Source organism: Pseudomonadota bacterium (assembly GCA_034189865.1).
In the GTDB taxonomy this organism is placed as follows: Bacteria; Pseudomonadota; Gammaproteobacteria; order UBA5335; family UBA5335; genus JAXHTV01.
Genome location: JAXHTV010000009.1, coordinates 1 through 15,548 on the forward strand (window position 1 = coordinate 1; position 15,548 = coordinate 15,548).

Below are 15,548 nucleotides of genomic sequence, written 5' to 3' on the forward strand. Positions count from 1 at the left end.
GAGGGTCATGGGGGTGTTCTCCGCTTTGAGTAGTTTTGTGTCCGGCTGAGCCGGGGAGGCATATGAGCGTTTCTCGGCTAACAGTCGGTTATATCTGCTGAACATGAAGAATCTTGAGTCAATCGGTTATGAACGATTGATTGGGGGGGCAGCGAAACAGTGGAGGAGGCGCGCTGGAAGCACCTCTGAGCTTAAGACAAGATGCTGTTTTAATTCATTAATTTGGTTATTTGCTGTTGTTTCGATGGCGGCGGTATCACCCATCGGGCAGCAGTCGATGTGCCTGTAGTGGCCACGGACGGCGCGATGGGCTGGTCATTAATGTTTAGTGAAATGCGACGTTATGGCGCGTCGGTTATGCCGATGCCATGTCCAGTTGCGGGTTGGGCAACGGGGCGGGGCGGGAGATTCCGATACCCTGGACGTAGTCCACGCCCAGGCAGCGGAGACGTTGAAGAACCTGCCGGTTTTCTACGCAAGGTGCGATGGACTGGATTCCGGCGACCCGGGCAACGTGATGGATAGATTCCACCATGGCGCGATCCATTGCGCTCGATACCATGTCTTTAACTAACTCACCCTCAATTTTAACGTAGTCCACCGGCAGGTTTTTCAGGTTGCCGAAAGAAGAAACGCCACTGCCGAAGTGGTTGAGTGCCACATGGCAACCGAGTTGTTTGACGGCGCTGGCGAAGGCGTGAGCATCGTTAAGATTGGTGATGGCGCTGTTTTCGGTGATTTCGAAGCAAAACGCTTCAAACGGCACGCGCGAGTCATTGAACGCGCGACGAATGAATTTTGTCAGCTCGGGATCGGCCAGTGCACAGTCGGACAAGTTGATGAACCAACGTTGTGTCGATGGTGCGCCGTGAGCGCTCGTGCGGGTCAAGCGGGCGTATCGGTTCAAGGCCGCCTGAATGACCCAGCGATCAATGTCGCATGCCAAATTCTGGCGCTGCGCTGCCGGTAGAAAAACCCGCGGCGGAACCAAGCGGTTTTTGTGGTCGACCATACGAACCAGTACTTCCAGATGGTGAGGATGCTCGGCGGTGGCTGCTTGCGTGCTTCGAATTTGCTGACCATGGAGCACAAAGCCGTTCTCATCCAGGGCCGTTCTGATGCGCTTGGCCCATGCCATATCGCCTTTGAGAGTCCTGTTGCGCGTTTGGCGAATTTCTCCGATGTGAATGCGATCGCGGCCGCTGTCCTTGGCCAGATACATGGCTTCGTCGGCGGCGCGGAGGATGTCGGATGTGCTGCCGGCGTCTTCGGTTATCGGGATCAGTCCGATGCTGGCTTGGACGCATAACGTCTTGTCATTCCAGGAGAAACGGAAGTTGCGTACCGCTTTGCGAAGATCCTCGGCGATTCGCTGCGCGTTGGCTTGCCGGCAATTCTCGAGCAGCACGCCGAATTCGTCGCCGCCGATCCGGGCCAGGCTGTCACTTTCGCGCAATCGCGAAGCGAGCACGGCGCTGACCTGCTTGAGTAACTGATCGCCTGCAAAGTGGCCATGTCCGTCGTTGATGGCCTTAAATCCGTCCAAGTCGATGTACAGGATAGCGTGGGGTTTTCCGGTCTTTTGAATTGAACGCAAGGCCGATTCGACACGGGATTCAAACTCGCGACGATTCAAAAGACCGGTGAGCCCATCGTGGCAAGCTTGGAACGTCAAGCGGGCCGCCGCTTCGCGTTCCGCCGTCGCGTCGTGAAGGACCAGAACCTGTCCCGTGGCGATGTTTTGCTCGTCGCATAGCGTCATGACCCAGCCTTCGACCGCAAGCGTCGATCCGTCCGGCCGCATCATTGTCGTATTGTCTCCGAGCCGTGTCGGTTTCGGACTGCCGCCGCTTAGCCGGATTCCCGGTAAATTGAGTTCTTCCCGGGTCTCACTGTCGACCAGCTTGATCACCTCGGATGCGGGGTTCAACCGAGCATTTTCGTGGGTTATCGCGGCTAGCTGTTCCGCCGCCGGATTCATGTATTCGATGTAGCCCACGCCGTTGGTTCGGATCACGCCGTCAGTGATGGCCGCGAGGGTAAATTGCGCCCGCTCTTTCTCGGCTCGAATGATCGCTTCGGCGGCGTCGCTCTTCGACAGGCTCCGCCAGGAGAACCGAAGAGCAATCAGTAGCAATAAACTGGTGACCGTTACCAGGCTGACGGACAGCAATACCCCCGCGAAGCGCGAGATCTCTCCCAATAAATTTGAAAATCGAATTTCCAGCGGATGGAGAATCTCGTTGATCTGGGAGAGTTGTGCCACGTGAGTTGAAAGCTCTTCTCCGGTTGTCCCTTGTACGGTTACTAAATGATGAATCTGCTTGCCGATGGCTTGAATGTTCAGAATGTATTGATCGCCTTCCCGCCATACCTCGAGAATATCGGCCATCAGTGGGGTTCGGTGAAAATAGCGGAACAGGCGCACCACGCTGGGAAAATCGTCGGCATGGCTTCCTCCTTGGAGATAGCCGTTCTGTGCCACTTGCAGATCCGGCTCGGGCTTTTCCAGTTCCAAGCGCATTTGCCGGTATCCGAGGGGGATGGCCAAGGCGGCTTGATAGATCTCGAAGTCATTGGGGTCTGCCGACTCGGCATAGCGCTGAAGGTAGACGATGGATCTTTTTTGCCCTTTGGACCAAAGGCTTTCGCCGCCGGTATAGGCTCGGCAGGCCGAGAGGATGTCAATGCTGAACAGAGCGAGGCCAAGCAGGCCCCCGATGACAATGAGCAGTGGCCCGATATACATCAGCTTGCGCCGGAGACGCGTTGGCTTGCTGGGCCGAGAAAGGCTCGGTCCGTGATTGGCTAAACTCACAAAATCTTCCCGAGCGATTTGCGCCTTTTTGTGAAGAGCGTTGAGTCTTCCCAAAATGAATCATGCATGGTTTGCCCGCCCAGCATGTTAAGTGAGTATTATCAAATAGTAGGACTATCCGGACATTTTGAAAAGTTTTTTTGATCAAATGCAAAGTATTCCTATACGAGAAGGCCATCATTTATGGTGGACATTTCAGAGTATGTTTCGGGTTTCTGGCGTTTCCATTGTCAGAGTGGTGAGTGAATAATTTACTGAACATTGGGTTCTGGAACGAGGATGACGACAAGGGCGCGGACCCGTCTTTTCTTTTGCGGTGATGTGATGACGGGGCGTGGCGTCGACCAGATCCTGTCCCATCCCAGCCAGCCGAGGATCTACGAACCAGGTCTGGATTCCGCCACGGCTTATGTCGCGCTGGCGGAGGCGGTCAATGGTCCCATCCCACGCAGGACCCCGGCTTCGTACATCTGGGGCGACGCTTTGGCTGTGCTGGCGGATTTCCGTCCTAACCTCCGCGTGATCAATCTGGAAACCGCTGTGACCCGATGTGATGACCCGTGGCCTGGAAAAGGGATCAATTACCGGATGAATCCGGACAACGTCGACTGCCTGACTGCGGCGGGCATTGACGTGGCTGTGTTGGCGAACAATCACGTGTTGGACTGGGGCCATGTGGGCTTGCAAGACACGCTGGATACCCTTGGCGCGGCGGGAGTTTCGGTCGTCGGTGCCGGAACGAGGTCTGATGAAGCGATTGCGCCTCTAACCCTTCGGGCGACGCCGCAGTCGAGATTGAAGATTTTTGCCTTCGCCGCCGGGAGCAGCGGTGTACCGCCGGAATGGGATGCGCGAGCGGACCAACCGGGCGTGGCCCGGTTGTCGGAGGTATCCGCGAGATCCGCTCGGGACGTGGCTATGCGGATACGCGACCACACCGCTGTGGATGATGTAATCGTGGTCAGCATTCACTGGGGCGGCAATTGGGGTTACGCCGTTCCGGCCGACCATCAAGCGTTCGCCAAAACCCTGATTGACGAGGCAAACGTGTCCATTGTCCATGGCCACTCATCTCATCATCCACTGGGGATCGGCGTACACAGCGGGCGCTTGATTCTCTATGGCTGTGGGGATTTGCTGAACGACTACGAAGGGATCTCGGGCTACGAATGTTATCGGCCGGATTTGACCTTGCTCTATCTGGTGACCATTGACGGGGAAGGTGGGTTGGTCGATCTGGAGTTGGTTCCCATGCGGGTATGTCGGTTTCGCTTGCAGGCGGCGTCCCGAGAGGAGACCCAATGGCTTCGTGAAATGTTGGAGCGGGAGTGCGCAAAGCACGGCGCCCGTGTCGTACCCACCAAAAGCGGTCACCTGAAGTTGTTGTGGTAGCGTTCGGCGTTGCGTCGGTGCAGGGGAAAGCCGACAATCACTAGAGTCGTGACGGCCGCGGTCTTGTGATTTGATCGTGATGCTTAGCGTTATGGGCAGGTCACCAGGAGCTAACCGGATGTTAGACCTCAATCCCTCCATTGTGTGTACGATTATCCTCAAAGCTCGGGCATTTCATGCCAAAGAAGCGGTGGTGATTCCGGAAGTACCATCTAATCCCACCGATGACTGGGCGCTACAGGTACTGGCTGATCATGGGGACGACCTGACCTTCCAGGAACTGCAAACCACGATTCAGGACCTTGAGCCGGATCAACAAGCCAACCTGGTGGCCTTGATGTGGGTCGGTCGGGGTGATTTTGCTGCCGAGGAATGGGAAGCAGCCTTGGCAGAAGCCGATCGTAATGCCAATTTACGCACGGCTGAATATCTATTGGCCACGCCCAACGTGGCGGATTATCTCCGGGAAGGGCTGGCGGAACTTGGCTACGACTGCGAAGAATGAGGTTTTGTAGCGTCGTCATGCTGTTGTCACCGCTTCGTGGGGTGCCAGTTGAGTTGTGCGGTCTTTCCCGATAAGGAGCGCGATATGGGAACGGACGATCTAGCCAAATTGGTGTTGCGGTTGACCTTGGGCGGATTGATGCTCTTCCACGGCGTAAACAAGCTGATTTATGGCATCGGTGGTGTTCAGTATCTGGTTGCGCAAGCCGGTTTGCCCGAGATGGTGGCCTACGGCGTGTATGTGGGTGAAATCATTGCGCCGGTTATGCTGATCGTGGGTTGGCAAGTGCGTGTTGCGGCGCTTTTGATTGTGATCAACATGTTCTTTGCGCTGGTGCTTGCGCATTTGGGTGACCTATTCGCGCTGACTTCCCATGGTGGTTGGCGTTTGGAGCTGCAGGCGTTTTATTTATTCACCGCCCTTGCAGTGTTGTTGCTGGGGGCGGGGCGTTATGCGGTGCAGGAAGACTAGGCATGAGGCCGGCACCGGCAACCCTTGAGGGGCGTCTCGGGTGCGATTGACCGGGGTTAGGCCGAATCGGGTTCTCGATCCAGATCGAGTGATGCCGAGTTGATGCAGTAGCGAAGTCCGGTGGGATTCGGGCCGTCGCCGAACACGTGACCCAAATGGGCGTTACAGTTGGCGCATCGGACTTCGGTGCGGTGCATCCCGTGACTGAAATCTTCCAGGGTTCTAACGGCTGCCTCGCTGAAGGGTTGATAGAAACTGGGCCAGCCGGATCCAGAATCGTATTTCGTCTCGGCGCTAAATAGGGGCGCTTCACAACAAACGCAGCGGTACAGACCGGGTTCTTTGCAGTCGTGGTAGATCCCGGTAAAGGGGGGTTCGGTCCCGCCCCGACGCGTTATCTGATACTGCTCCGGGGTTAATTTTTGCCGCCAATGTGCATCGTCATGATCACTTTGATCTGCCATATCAGAACATTCCCCTTTTAACGCTCGATTTAGACCGCGTCATCGTCGGGCAGTTGGATCAGTTCGCCGATTTCCCGATGCAGGACTTCGGTATCCCCCAAATTGTATTCGATCAAGTGGCGCAGATGGGTAATGCTGTCCAAATCGATAGATGTACATTTCCACCCGATCCGTTCGTCGTCGACATGCACGGCCAGGCCTTGCATTTCGATCACGTCATCGTCGCTACCTAGGCGGATAATTAGGCACCCTTCGGTTCCGGGTGCTCCCTGCCAATCTTCGGGCCGGGTGATGAGCGCTCCCTTAAGAGAGATGTCCAGAAGTTCCGATTGTAAGCGTCGGCCGCTGTTTTGCAGCTCTACTTGACTGGCAAATTCGATTCGCGTGAAGTTCCGTCGTTCCACATTCATTGTTAGTGTCGTTGAATTGGAATAGTTTGGTGATGTGGTTTTACCTGATGGCCGGATGATTGTGTCGCTCCGGCCGGACATCCGGATAGGGTGACCACAGTTCGTTATTTTCTTGTTCGATCAGCTTGACGGGTTTTGTGATGTGACGCAAGTTGCCTTCGCGCTCTCCATTCACTGAGCCCTTTACAAATGAGTAATATCTAAATTAGATTATTCTCATCTAATAATTTCGGAATGGGAGACATCGTCGATGGCACGCCCCTGCGTCGAGCCTTTCTTACATGAACCTTCCTCCACGTTTTCATATGTGATCTGGGATCCCGAGACACGACGGGCAGCCGTGATTGATCCCGTGCTCGATTTTGATCTGCCGTCAGGTCGAGCGCGCCATCAATCGGCGGATGCGATTTTGGCCTATGTCCGGGAAAACGCACTGACGGTGGATTGGATTCTAGAAACCCACGCCCACGCAGACCATCTCACGGCAGCACCCTATATAAAGCAAGCGGTCGGGGGGAAGATTGCTATTGGCGAGGGGATTCAAACCGTACAGGGCCGTTTCAAGACCCTCTTTAACCTATCCGATGATGCACTGATAGCCGATGGTCGGGATTTCGATCATTTATTCTGCGACCGGGAAACGTTTCGAGTCGGCAACTTGCAAGGCCGGGTCATCGCGACGCCTGGCCACACCTCCGACAGTGTCAGTTATCTCTTTAACGATACGTTATTCGTAGGCGATACCTTGTTTATGCCGGACTACGGCACGGCACGCTGCGACTTTCCGGGCGGGGACGCGAGGTTGTTGTATCAGTCCATTCAACGTCTTTTTGCACTGCCGGATACAACCCGAATGTTTCTGTGTCATGACTACCCGCCGGACGGCCGCGACTTCGAGTGCGAAACCACAGTTTTGGCGCAAAAGGAGCGGAATATTCACGTCGGCCCAGGGATGTCGGAAGACCAGTTCGTCGAATTGCGGACCGCGCGCGACGCCAAATTGCCCGTTCCGAAGCTCATCATTCCTTCGGTACAGGTCAACATCTGCGCCGGACGTTTGCCGGAACCGGAAGAAAATGGCGTGTCTTATTTGAAGCTGCCATTGGATGTGTTCTGACCCCGCGGTGGGAGACTCATTCAGCGACGGTATCGTCCTCCATTCTTGTGGATTGAAGATTTGATTATGGAAAATTTCACCCCCTATTCGGCACTAATCGGTGGTGCCTTGATCGGCCTGAGTGCTACGGTTCTATTACTGTTCAACGGCCGCATCGCCGGCTTGAGCGGCATCGTCAATGGTGCGGTCGAATCATCCGGTGACCGAAGCTGGCGATGGTTGTTTCTCCTGGGCGTGGTGGGCGGTGCTTTGTTACACCAACTCACCCTGGGGCCGGCTTTTGCACTCCGCGAAGGGTATTCGCCATTGTTGTTGGGCGTGGCGGCTTTTCTGGTGGGCTTCGGTACGCGGATGGGGAACGGCTGTACCAGCGGGCATGGCGTTTGTGGAATCGGCCGCTTATCCGTCCGTTCGATTGTGGCCACGCTGACCTTTCTTGGTGCCGGGATCGTCACAGTCACTGTGGCTCGACAGTTGTTGGGAGTGTCGTTGTAATGGCGAGAATCAGTGCGTTGATCGCCGGGGTTTTGTTTGGTTTTGGGGTGACCTTGTCTCAGATGGTCAATCCGAACAAGGTGATCAATTTTATGGACGTTCTGGGTACGTGGGATCCCAGTTTGGCCCTGGTGGTCGGTGGCGCGGTCGCCGTGACACTGGCAACCTTCCCGTATGTCACCCGTCGTGTTCGTCCGGTTTGGGGGGATGTGTTTCAACTCCCCACGCGGCGAGATATTGATAGACCGCTGATTCTCGGTTCAGTTGTCTTTGGCGTGGGCTGGGGTTTGGCGGGCTATTGTCCCGGCGCCGCCGTTGGGGCTTTAGCGCTGAGTACTTGGGAGCCTTGGATCTTTCTGCCGGCGATGTTGGCCGGTTCAGCCGTGGCACGTGGTTTTCAGCGTCGCCGCGATTCACTTCCAGTTAAACGCCGGGCGAGTATCCATTGAACTTGCCTCCGGCTAGTGCGTCAGGAGGGCATTGGAGATGGCACATGTCGTGATCGTTGGGGCCGGTATTGGTGGACTACCGGCGGCCTATGAAATGCGTGAAGCGTTGGACTCGACCCATCAGGTGACGCTTATCAACGCGTCCGAGTCTTTTGAATTCGTTCCGTCCAATCCATGGGTCGCCGTGGGGTGGCGCACGCGTGAGAAAATCACGTTGCCCTTGGCGCCGGTGCTTGCTCGAAAAGGCATTCAGTTTATCGGTCAGGCGGTCACGCAGATCGAGCCGGAAAGCCGGCAGCTGACGCTCGAAGGCGGTGAGTCGGTGAGTTACGACTATCTGGTCATCACCACCGGGCCCAAATTGGCTTTCGATGAGGTGCCGGGCCTGGGGCCGATGGAGGGGTTCACTCATTCGATTTGTACCACCGATCACGCGGAACGGGCCTACGCGGCCTATCAAGCGTTTCTTAAAGACCCTGGGCCGGTGGTGATCGGCGCCGTGCAAGGGGCGAGTTGTTTCGGTCCGGCTTACGAATTCGCCATGATTCTCGATCGGGATCTGCGGAAAAGAAAGCTGAGGCACAAAGTGCCCATAACGTTCGTCACCAGCGAACCCTATATCGGGCATCTGGGTCTCGGCGGTGTGGGGGATTCCAAGTCACTGCTGGAATCGGAACTGCGGCAACGAGACGCCAAGTGGATCACCAATGCGAAGGTGAGTCGGGTCGAAGACGGAAAAATGTTCGTCGAGGAAGTGGACGCGGATGGAAATCCGAAAGCGCAGCACGAACTCGATTTCCATTTTTCCATGATGTTGCCCGCTTTCCGCGGTGTCGACGCAGTGGCCGGCGTGCCCGGTCTGTGTAACCCACGCGGTTTCGTGCTGGTCGACTCGCAGCAACGCAATCCCCGATATTCGACTATCTATTCCGCTGGTGTCTGTGTGGCCATCCCGCCCGTTGAGGCCACGCCGGTGCCTACCGGCGCTCCGAAAACCGGTTACATGATCGAATCGATGGTCACGGCCATCAAGGAGAATATCGCCGCGGAGCTCGCTGGTGAGACGCCCACGGCTACCGGCACCTGGAACGCGATCTGTCTGGCCGACCTCGGCGATACGGGGTTTGCGTTTGTGGCCTTGCCCCAGATTCCGCCGCGCAATGTCACCTGGGCAAAAAAAGGCAAATGGGTGCATTTGGCGAAAATCGGTTTCGAGCGTTATTTTCTTCGCAAGATGCGACACGGCGTGTCCGAGCCATTCGTCGAAAAATATCTGTTGCGCGTCTTGGGGATCGAGCGGCTGACCAACGACTAGGGCCCGTCTTTCCGCTCTTGGGAGAACGCGGTCGATTCGCCCCGAGCGGCCATTGGGAACCGCTCCGGGGCGATGGGCTGAACAATTGGCGGGATTGGACGATAAAGGAGAAGATTCGTTCGAAAAATCCCTCAGTCAATCGCCAGGAGCCGACATGACGACCGCGCATCCAGAGTTACACTCGCAGAAGTTGGTTCGCTGCCATATCCGCAATCCGCAGTCCGAGACCAGCATTCGTTTCGTCGAGCTCGAGAATTTTCGTCTTTGGGAATACATGATGCGACACAAGCACGGCCTTGTGGCGGAAGCCGTTAGTCTGTGCTTATGGGTCAACCTTAAAGAGTACCATCGCAAGGAGAACATTTACGCTCGGGCGGGTGATGTGCATACGCTCAATAGCATCGTGCTCAACATTTTTGATCCGTTGAACGGATACAGCCATGTCATCAAGCGCTACGCCTTGGCCGCAGATACCGAACGGCTAAAGACCACGCTGTTGTCCCATATCTCGGTTGATGTCCGGGAAAGCGATCGGTTTGATGTCACCGTTTATCCGGGATTTGGCGTGGCACGGTCTGACGTGGACGATCAGCAGTTGATTCTGGGTCTGGCGGATCAGTGAGTTTTCAGATCGATCCTAGCCGATCACGCGAGTCGGTCGGCGTTGTCAGCCGTCCCCGCACCAGCAGGTGCCGATCACCGATGGTATCTACCTTCAACGACAGCTTGGCCGTGTCGAGTTGGGTTTTGACCTCAACTGGACGATAAGCTGCCCGCAGCGAGTGTCGGAAGTCCTCGCGCAGCACTGCCGGCGCATCGCCCGCGTAGCGCTCAACCCAAATATCCAGCTCATCGCGATCTCACGGTCGGATCAGGTCCATGACGGCGACGTAGGCATCCTTGGCGCCGATCCGGCGTAGCGTCTGCCACAGCGCACTGGGTTCCTGAAGGCGGTGCAGCAGGCCATTGGATATCATCGTGTGGTCGCTTGCTTCCCGGCCGGGATCCTGATGTCCCAACTCAAGTTCAGTCCGCTCTTCCGTGCCCGCCTCCGCCCGTCGGCCCAGGGCCAGCGTCCGCAACATGCCGCCGGAATGCATCGATGATTTGGTCGTGGGCTTGCGAAAAGGCGGCGGCACAAACCGCTGCTTACGCCGGTGCGTCCATGAGTTCCAGCTCTGGAACGCGTTCCATGAGACATCAATCCAAGTTTGCGGCGATTGGGGTACGGAGCATTCCCTCTGCAGATCACGTCAAACTTTAAATCGTTTGACGAGAGCTTGAAGTCGGGCGGCTAAATCTCCCAACTCGGCGGTTGCGCTGTTGGTCTGTTCCGTCGACTCGGCGGACGCGTCCGCACCCCGACGGATGTTCTCAATATTGACGTTGATATCACTGGCCACGGCGCTTTGCTCTTCCGCCGCCGAGGCGATACGAACGTTCATGTCCCGGATCGTGGCCACAGCGGTTGTGATCGCCTCCAAGGCTTTGCCGGCGTCAGCGGCCTGAGTCACCCCCGCGCTCGCCTGTTCGCGGCCGGTTTGCATCACATTTACCGCATTTTTCGCCGCCGCCTGAAGGCGCTCGATCATCTCTTGGATTTCGTTGGTCGATTCCCGGGTACGGCTGGCTAAGGTGCGGACTTCATCGGCCACCACGGCGAACCCCCGGCCTTGCTCGCCGGCCCGTGCCGCCTCAATCGCGGCGTTCAGCGCTAAAAGATTCGTTTGTTCCGCGATCCCTTTGATCACATCGAGCACGGCACCGATATTCTCGCTGTCGGACGCCAGTTGGGTGATGACCTCCGAGGCTTCCTGCACCTGGTTGGCTAGCATTTGAATCGCGTCCACCGTCGCTGTAACGACGTTTCGACCGTTTTTGGCGGCATCGTCCGCGTCTGACGCGGCCAAGGCAGCACCCTCCGCATCGCGGGCGACGCTCTGAACGACCGAGGCCATTTCCTGAACCGCTTCGGCCATGCGGTTGATTTCCGACTTCTGTTCCTGAACCCCTTTGTGGGCTTGTTCCGCTAGGGTGATCATGTCGGTACCCGAGGTGGTCAGTGCGTCTGAGGCGTCGGTTGCATTGCGCATCGCGTCGTGCACCGCCCGCATAAAGGCATTAAAACCCTGCGCGAACTGACTGGCCGGCTGTTCGGTGCGGTATGTGAGATCGATATTTCCTTCATGGCTGACGATCAGACGCTGTCCGATCCGGTGAATCTCCTCCGCCTGTTGCGCTTCCGACCGGAATTGGATAGCCAGGTAAACCAGAATGACCGATTCGAACACCACGTACGCAGCGTGGACCAGCACCATATGCAGGCCGTCGGCGGTGGGAAAGACGAAGATCGGGTAGCCGGCTTGCTGGAGCTGATTGAACAACAAGTGGTGCACGGCGATGACCCCCGCTGCGATCACGATGGGCATCCAGTCGCGGTAATAGAGCAAGAATGCGAGCAGCGCGAAAATGCCGAAGTGCGTTTCGACCATGCCGTGGGCCTGATGAATGGTGAGGCCCGAGAAGACCATGAATGCGGTGGCATTAGCCAGGCGGGATCCGAGCGTGCCTGGCATGGTCAGATATAGCAGGCTGGGTACGCCAGCCGCCGGCAAACCGATCAGCAGTGCGACGCCCCAGGTGGAATGCATGGGCGCGAAGGCCAGAGCGACCGCGAACAAAAACCAGTTGACGCTGACCATGATCTTGTCGCCCTGGCGACGGATGCAATCCAGTGTGTACTCGCTTTGTTCCATGTGTTGATGGCTCTTAATTTGGGATCGATCAGGCTGTCACAGGATTCAAGGCGTGGCTGTGTCGCCCGAGCCTTCGCCGATAGCATCGACGATGAAGCCAAATACCGCGGAGAGATCGATGTTCTGGATCAGTCCGGACAGCGAGAGATTTTGTTTGAACTCGTCCAAGAAGTCGCTCAGCGGGCCACCTGCGGATGCGTCGTCATCGCCGCCGTCGTCATTGCCGTCGTTGTTGTCATCGTTGATTTTGTCGAATGCGCTATCCGAGCTGCTGTTGGAGATGGCCAGCGCTGCCACGCCCACCACACCGATGCCAACCAAGGCTTTGTAAACAGGCGCCAGATTTTGGTATTCGCCATAGAATTCATCATTCAATACGATCCGTCCCACATGCTTTTGCATGAACGGAACGTCCTGGTAGGCATAGTCGACCACCAGGCTTTCCGCCGCCCAGTAGGATGAGAGCTCGGTGCCGACAAAAAAACCGGTGTTGGCCGCGGCCGTCTTACCCGGCCGGAAGTCGAACTGATAGCCAACGCTTGCGACGTGGCTCGTATCTTCCAGTTGGCGACGGTTTTCCAACGACAGCCGGGCGGTGGGTAGGAAATCGCGACCCGTTTGGCCTTGTAGTGGAAACTCCAGCGTGGCGATAATTCTCTGCCGGCCATCGAAGTCGATGGTTGCCGCTTGGGCAGGCCAACTCGCCAGCAGCGTCAATAGCATTAACGATGCAAGGCACGCCCGAGAGTAGTTTCGTTTCCAGGTGGGCTCCGTGGTGTCCCATGACAAATCGATCATCTGGCTCTCCCGTGGGGTGTCACCGTGGTTGTGGTGCGCTTCCCCGTTTCTTGTCGGTCAACGTGGCCTAAATCGGCATTTCTAAACCAAACCTTTAGGGGCGTGCACCGGATTCGCTTCAGTAGTAAAGAACCGAGCATTGACGGTTTCTGGGGAAGCGTTTTGATGGCCTGTGGGTCGGGAGCCGCGGAAGGACGAGCCGTTGTGACCGATTGTCGCTGAATTGCTAGAGCGTGTCGCAGGGGTCAACGTCCACCGACCAGCGCACCTGGCGGGCTGGTTTGCTTTCGGCAATCCTGTGGATCCACGGGGTCAAAAGTGCATGAAGTGTGCCGGGACTGTCCGCTTGAACCAGCAGCTGAGCCCGGTACCGTCCGGCACGACGATGCATGGGGGCCGGCACCGGTCCCAGGAGCAGGCATTGGGAGTCCAGCCGTATTGCTTCCTGACGGGCCCAGCTTAAGAACGCCATGGGTAGCTCGGCTTGGCTGGCCTCCGCGCGCAGCAGTGCAATGCGCGTGAACGGTGGCCAACCGGCGCGTTCGCGCTCGCCTAAAAGCGCGCGCGCGAACGCGCCGTAGCCTTGTTCGATTAACAGGCCGAGCATTGGGTGGTCGGGGTGGTGCGTTTGAACTAAAACCTCTCCCTGCCGCGCGTGGCGTCCGGCACGACCGGCTACTTGGACGATCAATTGTCCTAAGCGCTCGCCGGCTCGAAAATCGGTGCTGTAGAGCCCTTGATCGGCATCGAGGACAGCGGCCAAGTTAACGTTGGGAAAGTGATGTCCTTTGGCCAGCATTTGAGTGCCGATAAGAATTTGGTAGTGCCCGGCGCGGATTTCTGTGAGCAGTTTTTCCAGCGTGCCCTTTCGCTGGGTGGCGTCCCGGTCCACTCGTGCGATACGGGCGTTTGGAAAGTGCTGCTGCAGCGCATCCTCGATACGCACGGTTCCGGATCCGATCGGTTCCGGGGCAGCGTCATGGCAAGCGGGACAGTCGGTGGGCACCGGTGCGCGTTTGCCACAGTGGTGACAGCGAAGTTCGCCAACCATCGTGGCCTGGTCGCGGTCAGGGTGGACTGTGTAAGGTGAGGCGCAGCGTTCGCACTCGGCGATCCAGCCGCACGCGTGACACCGCAGAATCGGCGCGAAGCCCCGTCTGTTTTGGAACAACAGGACTTGGCCGCCGTCGCTGAGATGTTCTCGCATTCGTGTCAGCAATGTGGGGGACAATTGCGCCTGCGCTCGTACGTGTCGCATGTCGACCAGATGGACTTTCGGCGGTGCGATACCGGTTGCTCGCTTGGACAGCTTGAGATGACTGTAACGCCCGGTGATGGCGTTCTGCAGCGTTTCCAATGAGGGTGTCGCGGAACCCAGAATGACCGGAATGCCAAGGCTCTTTGCACGCCAAACGGCGATATCCCGCGCTGAGTATCGAAAACCGTCCTGTTGTTTGAAGGACGGATCGTGTTCTTCATCGACCACCATCAGCCCAGCGTTCGGCAAAGGTAGGAATACGGCGGAACGGGTGCCGACGATAAGGCGCGCATCGCCCGATTGGGCATCCAGCCAGGCTGTTTGTCGTTGTTTTTCTGTCAGCCCGGAATGATAGAGCGTGAGCGGCTGGTCGATCCGAGCACGGAATCGAGCCATCAGTTGGGGTGTCAGGCCAATTTCGGGTACCAGGACCAAAGCTTGTTTTCCTTGGGCGAGCGTATCCAGGATGGCCTGAAGGTAGATCTCGGTTTTACCGCTGCCGGTGACGCCGTCTAGCAGAAATGTGCAATAGCCGACGCTTGAATGAATTTCCGAGACGGCGGTGAGCTGGTCGGCCGTCAAGTCCGGCGGCGTGGCACCGCTGACCGGGTCTTCTGATTGAGAAACGTCCTGCCCGTGTCGACGTTGAATCCAGCCCCGTCGCTCAAGGCGGCGGATGGGGTCGGAGACCTCACCCAGGGTGGCCCTGAGCTGCGCCGGGGTGAGCCCCTGGGGGTGGTCCCTTAATGCCAGTAACACATCCCGTTGGCGGATAGCGCGGCCCCCTAATTGCTCCGTAAGGGCGGCCGCGCCATTGGGCGTCAAAACCCAATGAAAAGGGAGACGGCGTTCTGCAGGCGCACCCTGGCGCAATGGTCCGGGTAATATGGCCGCAAAAACCTCACCTGGGGGGTGGTGGTAGTAGCTGGCGGCCCAAACGGCGAGTTGGGTGATATCCGAGGGCAGAAGGGGCTGCTCATCGATCAGCGCGATGATCGGCCGAAGTTTCGCGTGCTCGACATGGGGGCGTTCTTCCAGCGATACGATGATCCCGACGGTCTCTCGGCGACCGAGAGGGACACGAACGCGACAGCCCGGTTGAATGGCAGTGTTGGCGTAACCGGTTGGCGGCAGATAGTCGAGGTAAGTGCGAAGGGGGCTGGCAACGGCGACCCGAATAATGGGAGATCGGCCTATCATTGAGTTACTTTAGCATTATCTTGAATTCTGAGCGTCGATTATCCACAAAATCTGTGGATAACTATGTGGATTAAAACCGGCGAAATACCGCAAGTCCCCG

Annotated in this window: 15 protein-coding genes; 8 read left to right on the forward strand and 7 right to left on the reverse strand. The window is 57.2% G+C overall.

The window, feature by feature from the left end; translation table 11 throughout:
* Nucleotides 1-355: 355 nt before the first annotated feature.
* A complete protein-coding gene (locus SVU69_05980) occupies nt 356-2,749 on the reverse strand; it encodes an EAL domain-containing protein (protein MDY6942549.1) in 2,394 nt (797 codons plus the stop codon).
* A gap of 348 nt (nt 2,750-3,097) precedes the next feature.
* Here SVU69_05980 and SVU69_05985 point away from each other — a divergent pair, with 348 nt between their 5' ends.
* From SVU69_05985 to SVU69_05995, 3 genes are all read left to right on the forward strand, one after another.
* Nucleotides 3,098-4,210: a CapA family protein gene (locus SVU69_05985; GenBank protein ID MDY6942550.1), complete on the forward strand. Its 1,113-nt coding sequence runs from the start codon at nt 3,098-3,100 to the stop codon at nt 4,208-4,210.
* Between the two features lie 118 nt (nt 4,211-4,328).
* Nucleotides 4,329-4,715: a DUF3775 domain-containing protein gene (locus SVU69_05990; GenBank protein ID MDY6942551.1), complete on the forward strand. Its 387-nt coding sequence runs from the start codon at nt 4,329-4,331 to the stop codon at nt 4,713-4,715.
* Between the two features lie 84 nt (nt 4,716-4,799).
* Nucleotides 4,800-5,186: a DoxX family protein gene (locus SVU69_05995; protein MDY6942552.1), complete on the forward strand. Its 387-nt coding sequence runs from the start codon at nt 4,800-4,802 to the stop codon at nt 5,184-5,186.
* Between the two features lie 56 nt (nt 5,187-5,242).
* Here SVU69_05995 and msrB read toward each other — a convergent pair whose 3' ends face one another.
* Both msrB and SVU69_06005 read right to left on the reverse strand, forming a co-directional pair.
* The gene (gene msrB, locus SVU69_06000) at nt 5,243-5,650 is read right to left on the reverse strand and encodes a peptide-methionine (R)-S-oxide reductase MsrB (protein ID MDY6942553.1); all 408 of its coding nucleotides are present in this window, start codon (nt 5,648-5,650) and stop codon (nt 5,243-5,245) included.
* A gap of 29 nt (nt 5,651-5,679) precedes the next feature.
* Nucleotides 5,680-6,060, reverse strand: coding sequence for a PilZ domain-containing protein (locus tag SVU69_06005; GenBank protein ID MDY6942554.1), 381 nt, complete (start codon nt 6,058-6,060; stop codon nt 5,680-5,682).
* Nucleotides 6,061-6,310: 250 nt separating this feature from the next.
* Here SVU69_06005 and SVU69_06010 point away from each other — a divergent pair, with 250 nt between their 5' ends.
* The 5 genes from SVU69_06010 to SVU69_06030 all read left to right on the forward strand — a co-directional run bounded on the left by SVU69_06010 (nt 6,311) and on the right by SVU69_06030 (nt 10,058).
* On the forward strand, nt 6,311-7,177 hold the full coding sequence (locus SVU69_06010) for an MBL fold metallo-hydrolase (GenBank protein MDY6942555.1): 867 nt from the start codon (nt 6,311-6,313) through the stop codon (nt 7,175-7,177).
* Between the two features lie 66 nt (nt 7,178-7,243).
* The gene (locus SVU69_06015; protein MDY6942556.1) at nt 7,244-7,672 is read left to right on the forward strand and encodes a YeeE/YedE thiosulfate transporter family protein; all 429 of its coding nucleotides are present in this window, start codon (nt 7,244-7,246) and stop codon (nt 7,670-7,672) included.
* Entirely contained in the window at nt 7,672-8,121 is a 450-nt protein-coding gene (locus tag SVU69_06020; GenBank protein MDY6942557.1) for a DUF6691 family protein, read from the forward strand. The genes SVU69_06015 and SVU69_06020 overlap by 1 nt, the downstream gene beginning before the upstream one ends.
* Nucleotides 8,122-8,158: 37 nt before the next feature.
* Entirely contained in the window at nt 8,159-9,436 is a 1,278-nt protein-coding gene (locus SVU69_06025) for an FAD/NAD(P)-binding oxidoreductase (GenBank protein ID MDY6942558.1), read from the forward strand.
* 154 nt (nt 9,437-9,590) lie between these two features.
* A complete protein-coding gene (locus SVU69_06030) occupies nt 9,591-10,058 on the forward strand; it encodes a hypothetical protein (protein MDY6942559.1) in 468 nt (155 codons plus the stop codon).
* Between the two features lie 238 nt (nt 10,059-10,296).
* Here SVU69_06030 and SVU69_06035 read toward each other — a convergent pair whose 3' ends face one another.
* The 4 genes from SVU69_06035 to SVU69_06050 all read right to left on the reverse strand — a co-directional run bounded on the left by SVU69_06035 (nt 10,297) and on the right by SVU69_06050 (nt 15,448).
* Complete coding sequence (locus SVU69_06035; protein MDY6942560.1) at nt 10,297-10,575, reverse strand: hypothetical protein; 279 nt, start codon at nt 10,573-10,575, stop codon at nt 10,297-10,299.
* Between the two features lie 114 nt (nt 10,576-10,689).
* Complete coding sequence (locus tag SVU69_06040; GenBank protein ID MDY6942561.1) at nt 10,690-12,192, reverse strand: methyl-accepting chemotaxis protein; 1,503 nt, start codon at nt 12,190-12,192, stop codon at nt 10,690-10,692.
* Nucleotides 12,193-12,237: 45 nt separating this feature from the next.
* On the reverse strand, nt 12,238-12,990 hold the full coding sequence (locus SVU69_06045) for a hypothetical protein (GenBank protein MDY6942562.1): 753 nt from the start codon (nt 12,988-12,990) through the stop codon (nt 12,238-12,240).
* A 226-nt stretch (nt 12,991-13,216) separates the two neighbouring features.
* Nucleotides 13,217-15,448, reverse strand: a complete 2,232-nt coding sequence (locus SVU69_06050) for a primosomal protein N' (GenBank protein ID MDY6942563.1) — start codon at nt 15,446-15,448, stop codon at nt 13,217-13,219.
* Nucleotides 15,449-15,548 lie beyond the last annotated feature (100 nt).

Bases quoted from the DNA above. Each gene is read 5' to 3' on its own strand.
- SVU69_05980 (MDY6942549.1), bottom strand. From the start codon at position 2,749: ATGTATATCGGGCCACTGCTCATTGTCATCGGGGGCCTGCTTGGCCTC.
- SVU69_05985 (MDY6942550.1), top strand. From the start codon at position 3,098: ATGACGACAAGGGCGCGGACCCGTCTTTTCTTTTGCGGTGATGTGATG.
- SVU69_05990 (MDY6942551.1), top strand. From the start codon at position 4,329: ATGTTAGACCTCAATCCCTCCATTGTGTGTACGATTATCCTCAAAGCT.
- SVU69_05995 (MDY6942552.1), top strand. From the start codon at position 4,800: ATGGGAACGGACGATCTAGCCAAATTGGTGTTGCGGTTGACCTTGGGC.
- msrB (MDY6942553.1), bottom strand. From the start codon at position 5,650: ATGGCAGATCAAAGTGATCATGACGATGCACATTGGCGGCAAAAATTA.
- SVU69_06005 (MDY6942554.1), bottom strand. From the start codon at position 6,060: ATGAATGTGGAACGACGGAACTTCACGCGAATCGAATTTGCCAGTCAA.
- SVU69_06010 (MDY6942555.1), top strand. From the start codon at position 6,311: ATGGCACGCCCCTGCGTCGAGCCTTTCTTACATGAACCTTCCTCCACG.
- SVU69_06015 (MDY6942556.1), top strand. From the start codon at position 7,244: ATGGAAAATTTCACCCCCTATTCGGCACTAATCGGTGGTGCCTTGATC.
- SVU69_06020 (MDY6942557.1), top strand. From the start codon at position 7,672: ATGGCGAGAATCAGTGCGTTGATCGCCGGGGTTTTGTTTGGTTTTGGG.
- SVU69_06025 (MDY6942558.1), top strand. From the start codon at position 8,159: ATGGCACATGTCGTGATCGTTGGGGCCGGTATTGGTGGACTACCGGCG.
- SVU69_06030 (MDY6942559.1), top strand. From the start codon at position 9,591: ATGACGACCGCGCATCCAGAGTTACACTCGCAGAAGTTGGTTCGCTGC.
- SVU69_06040 (MDY6942561.1), bottom strand. From the start codon at position 12,192: ATGGAACAAAGCGAGTACACACTGGATTGCATCCGTCGCCAGGGCGAC.
- SVU69_06045 (MDY6942562.1), bottom strand. From the start codon at position 12,990: ATGATCGATTTGTCATGGGACACCACGGAGCCCACCTGGAAACGAAAC.
- SVU69_06050 (MDY6942563.1), bottom strand. From the start codon at position 15,448: ATGATAGGCCGATCTCCCATTATTCGGGTCGCCGTTGCCAGCCCCCTT.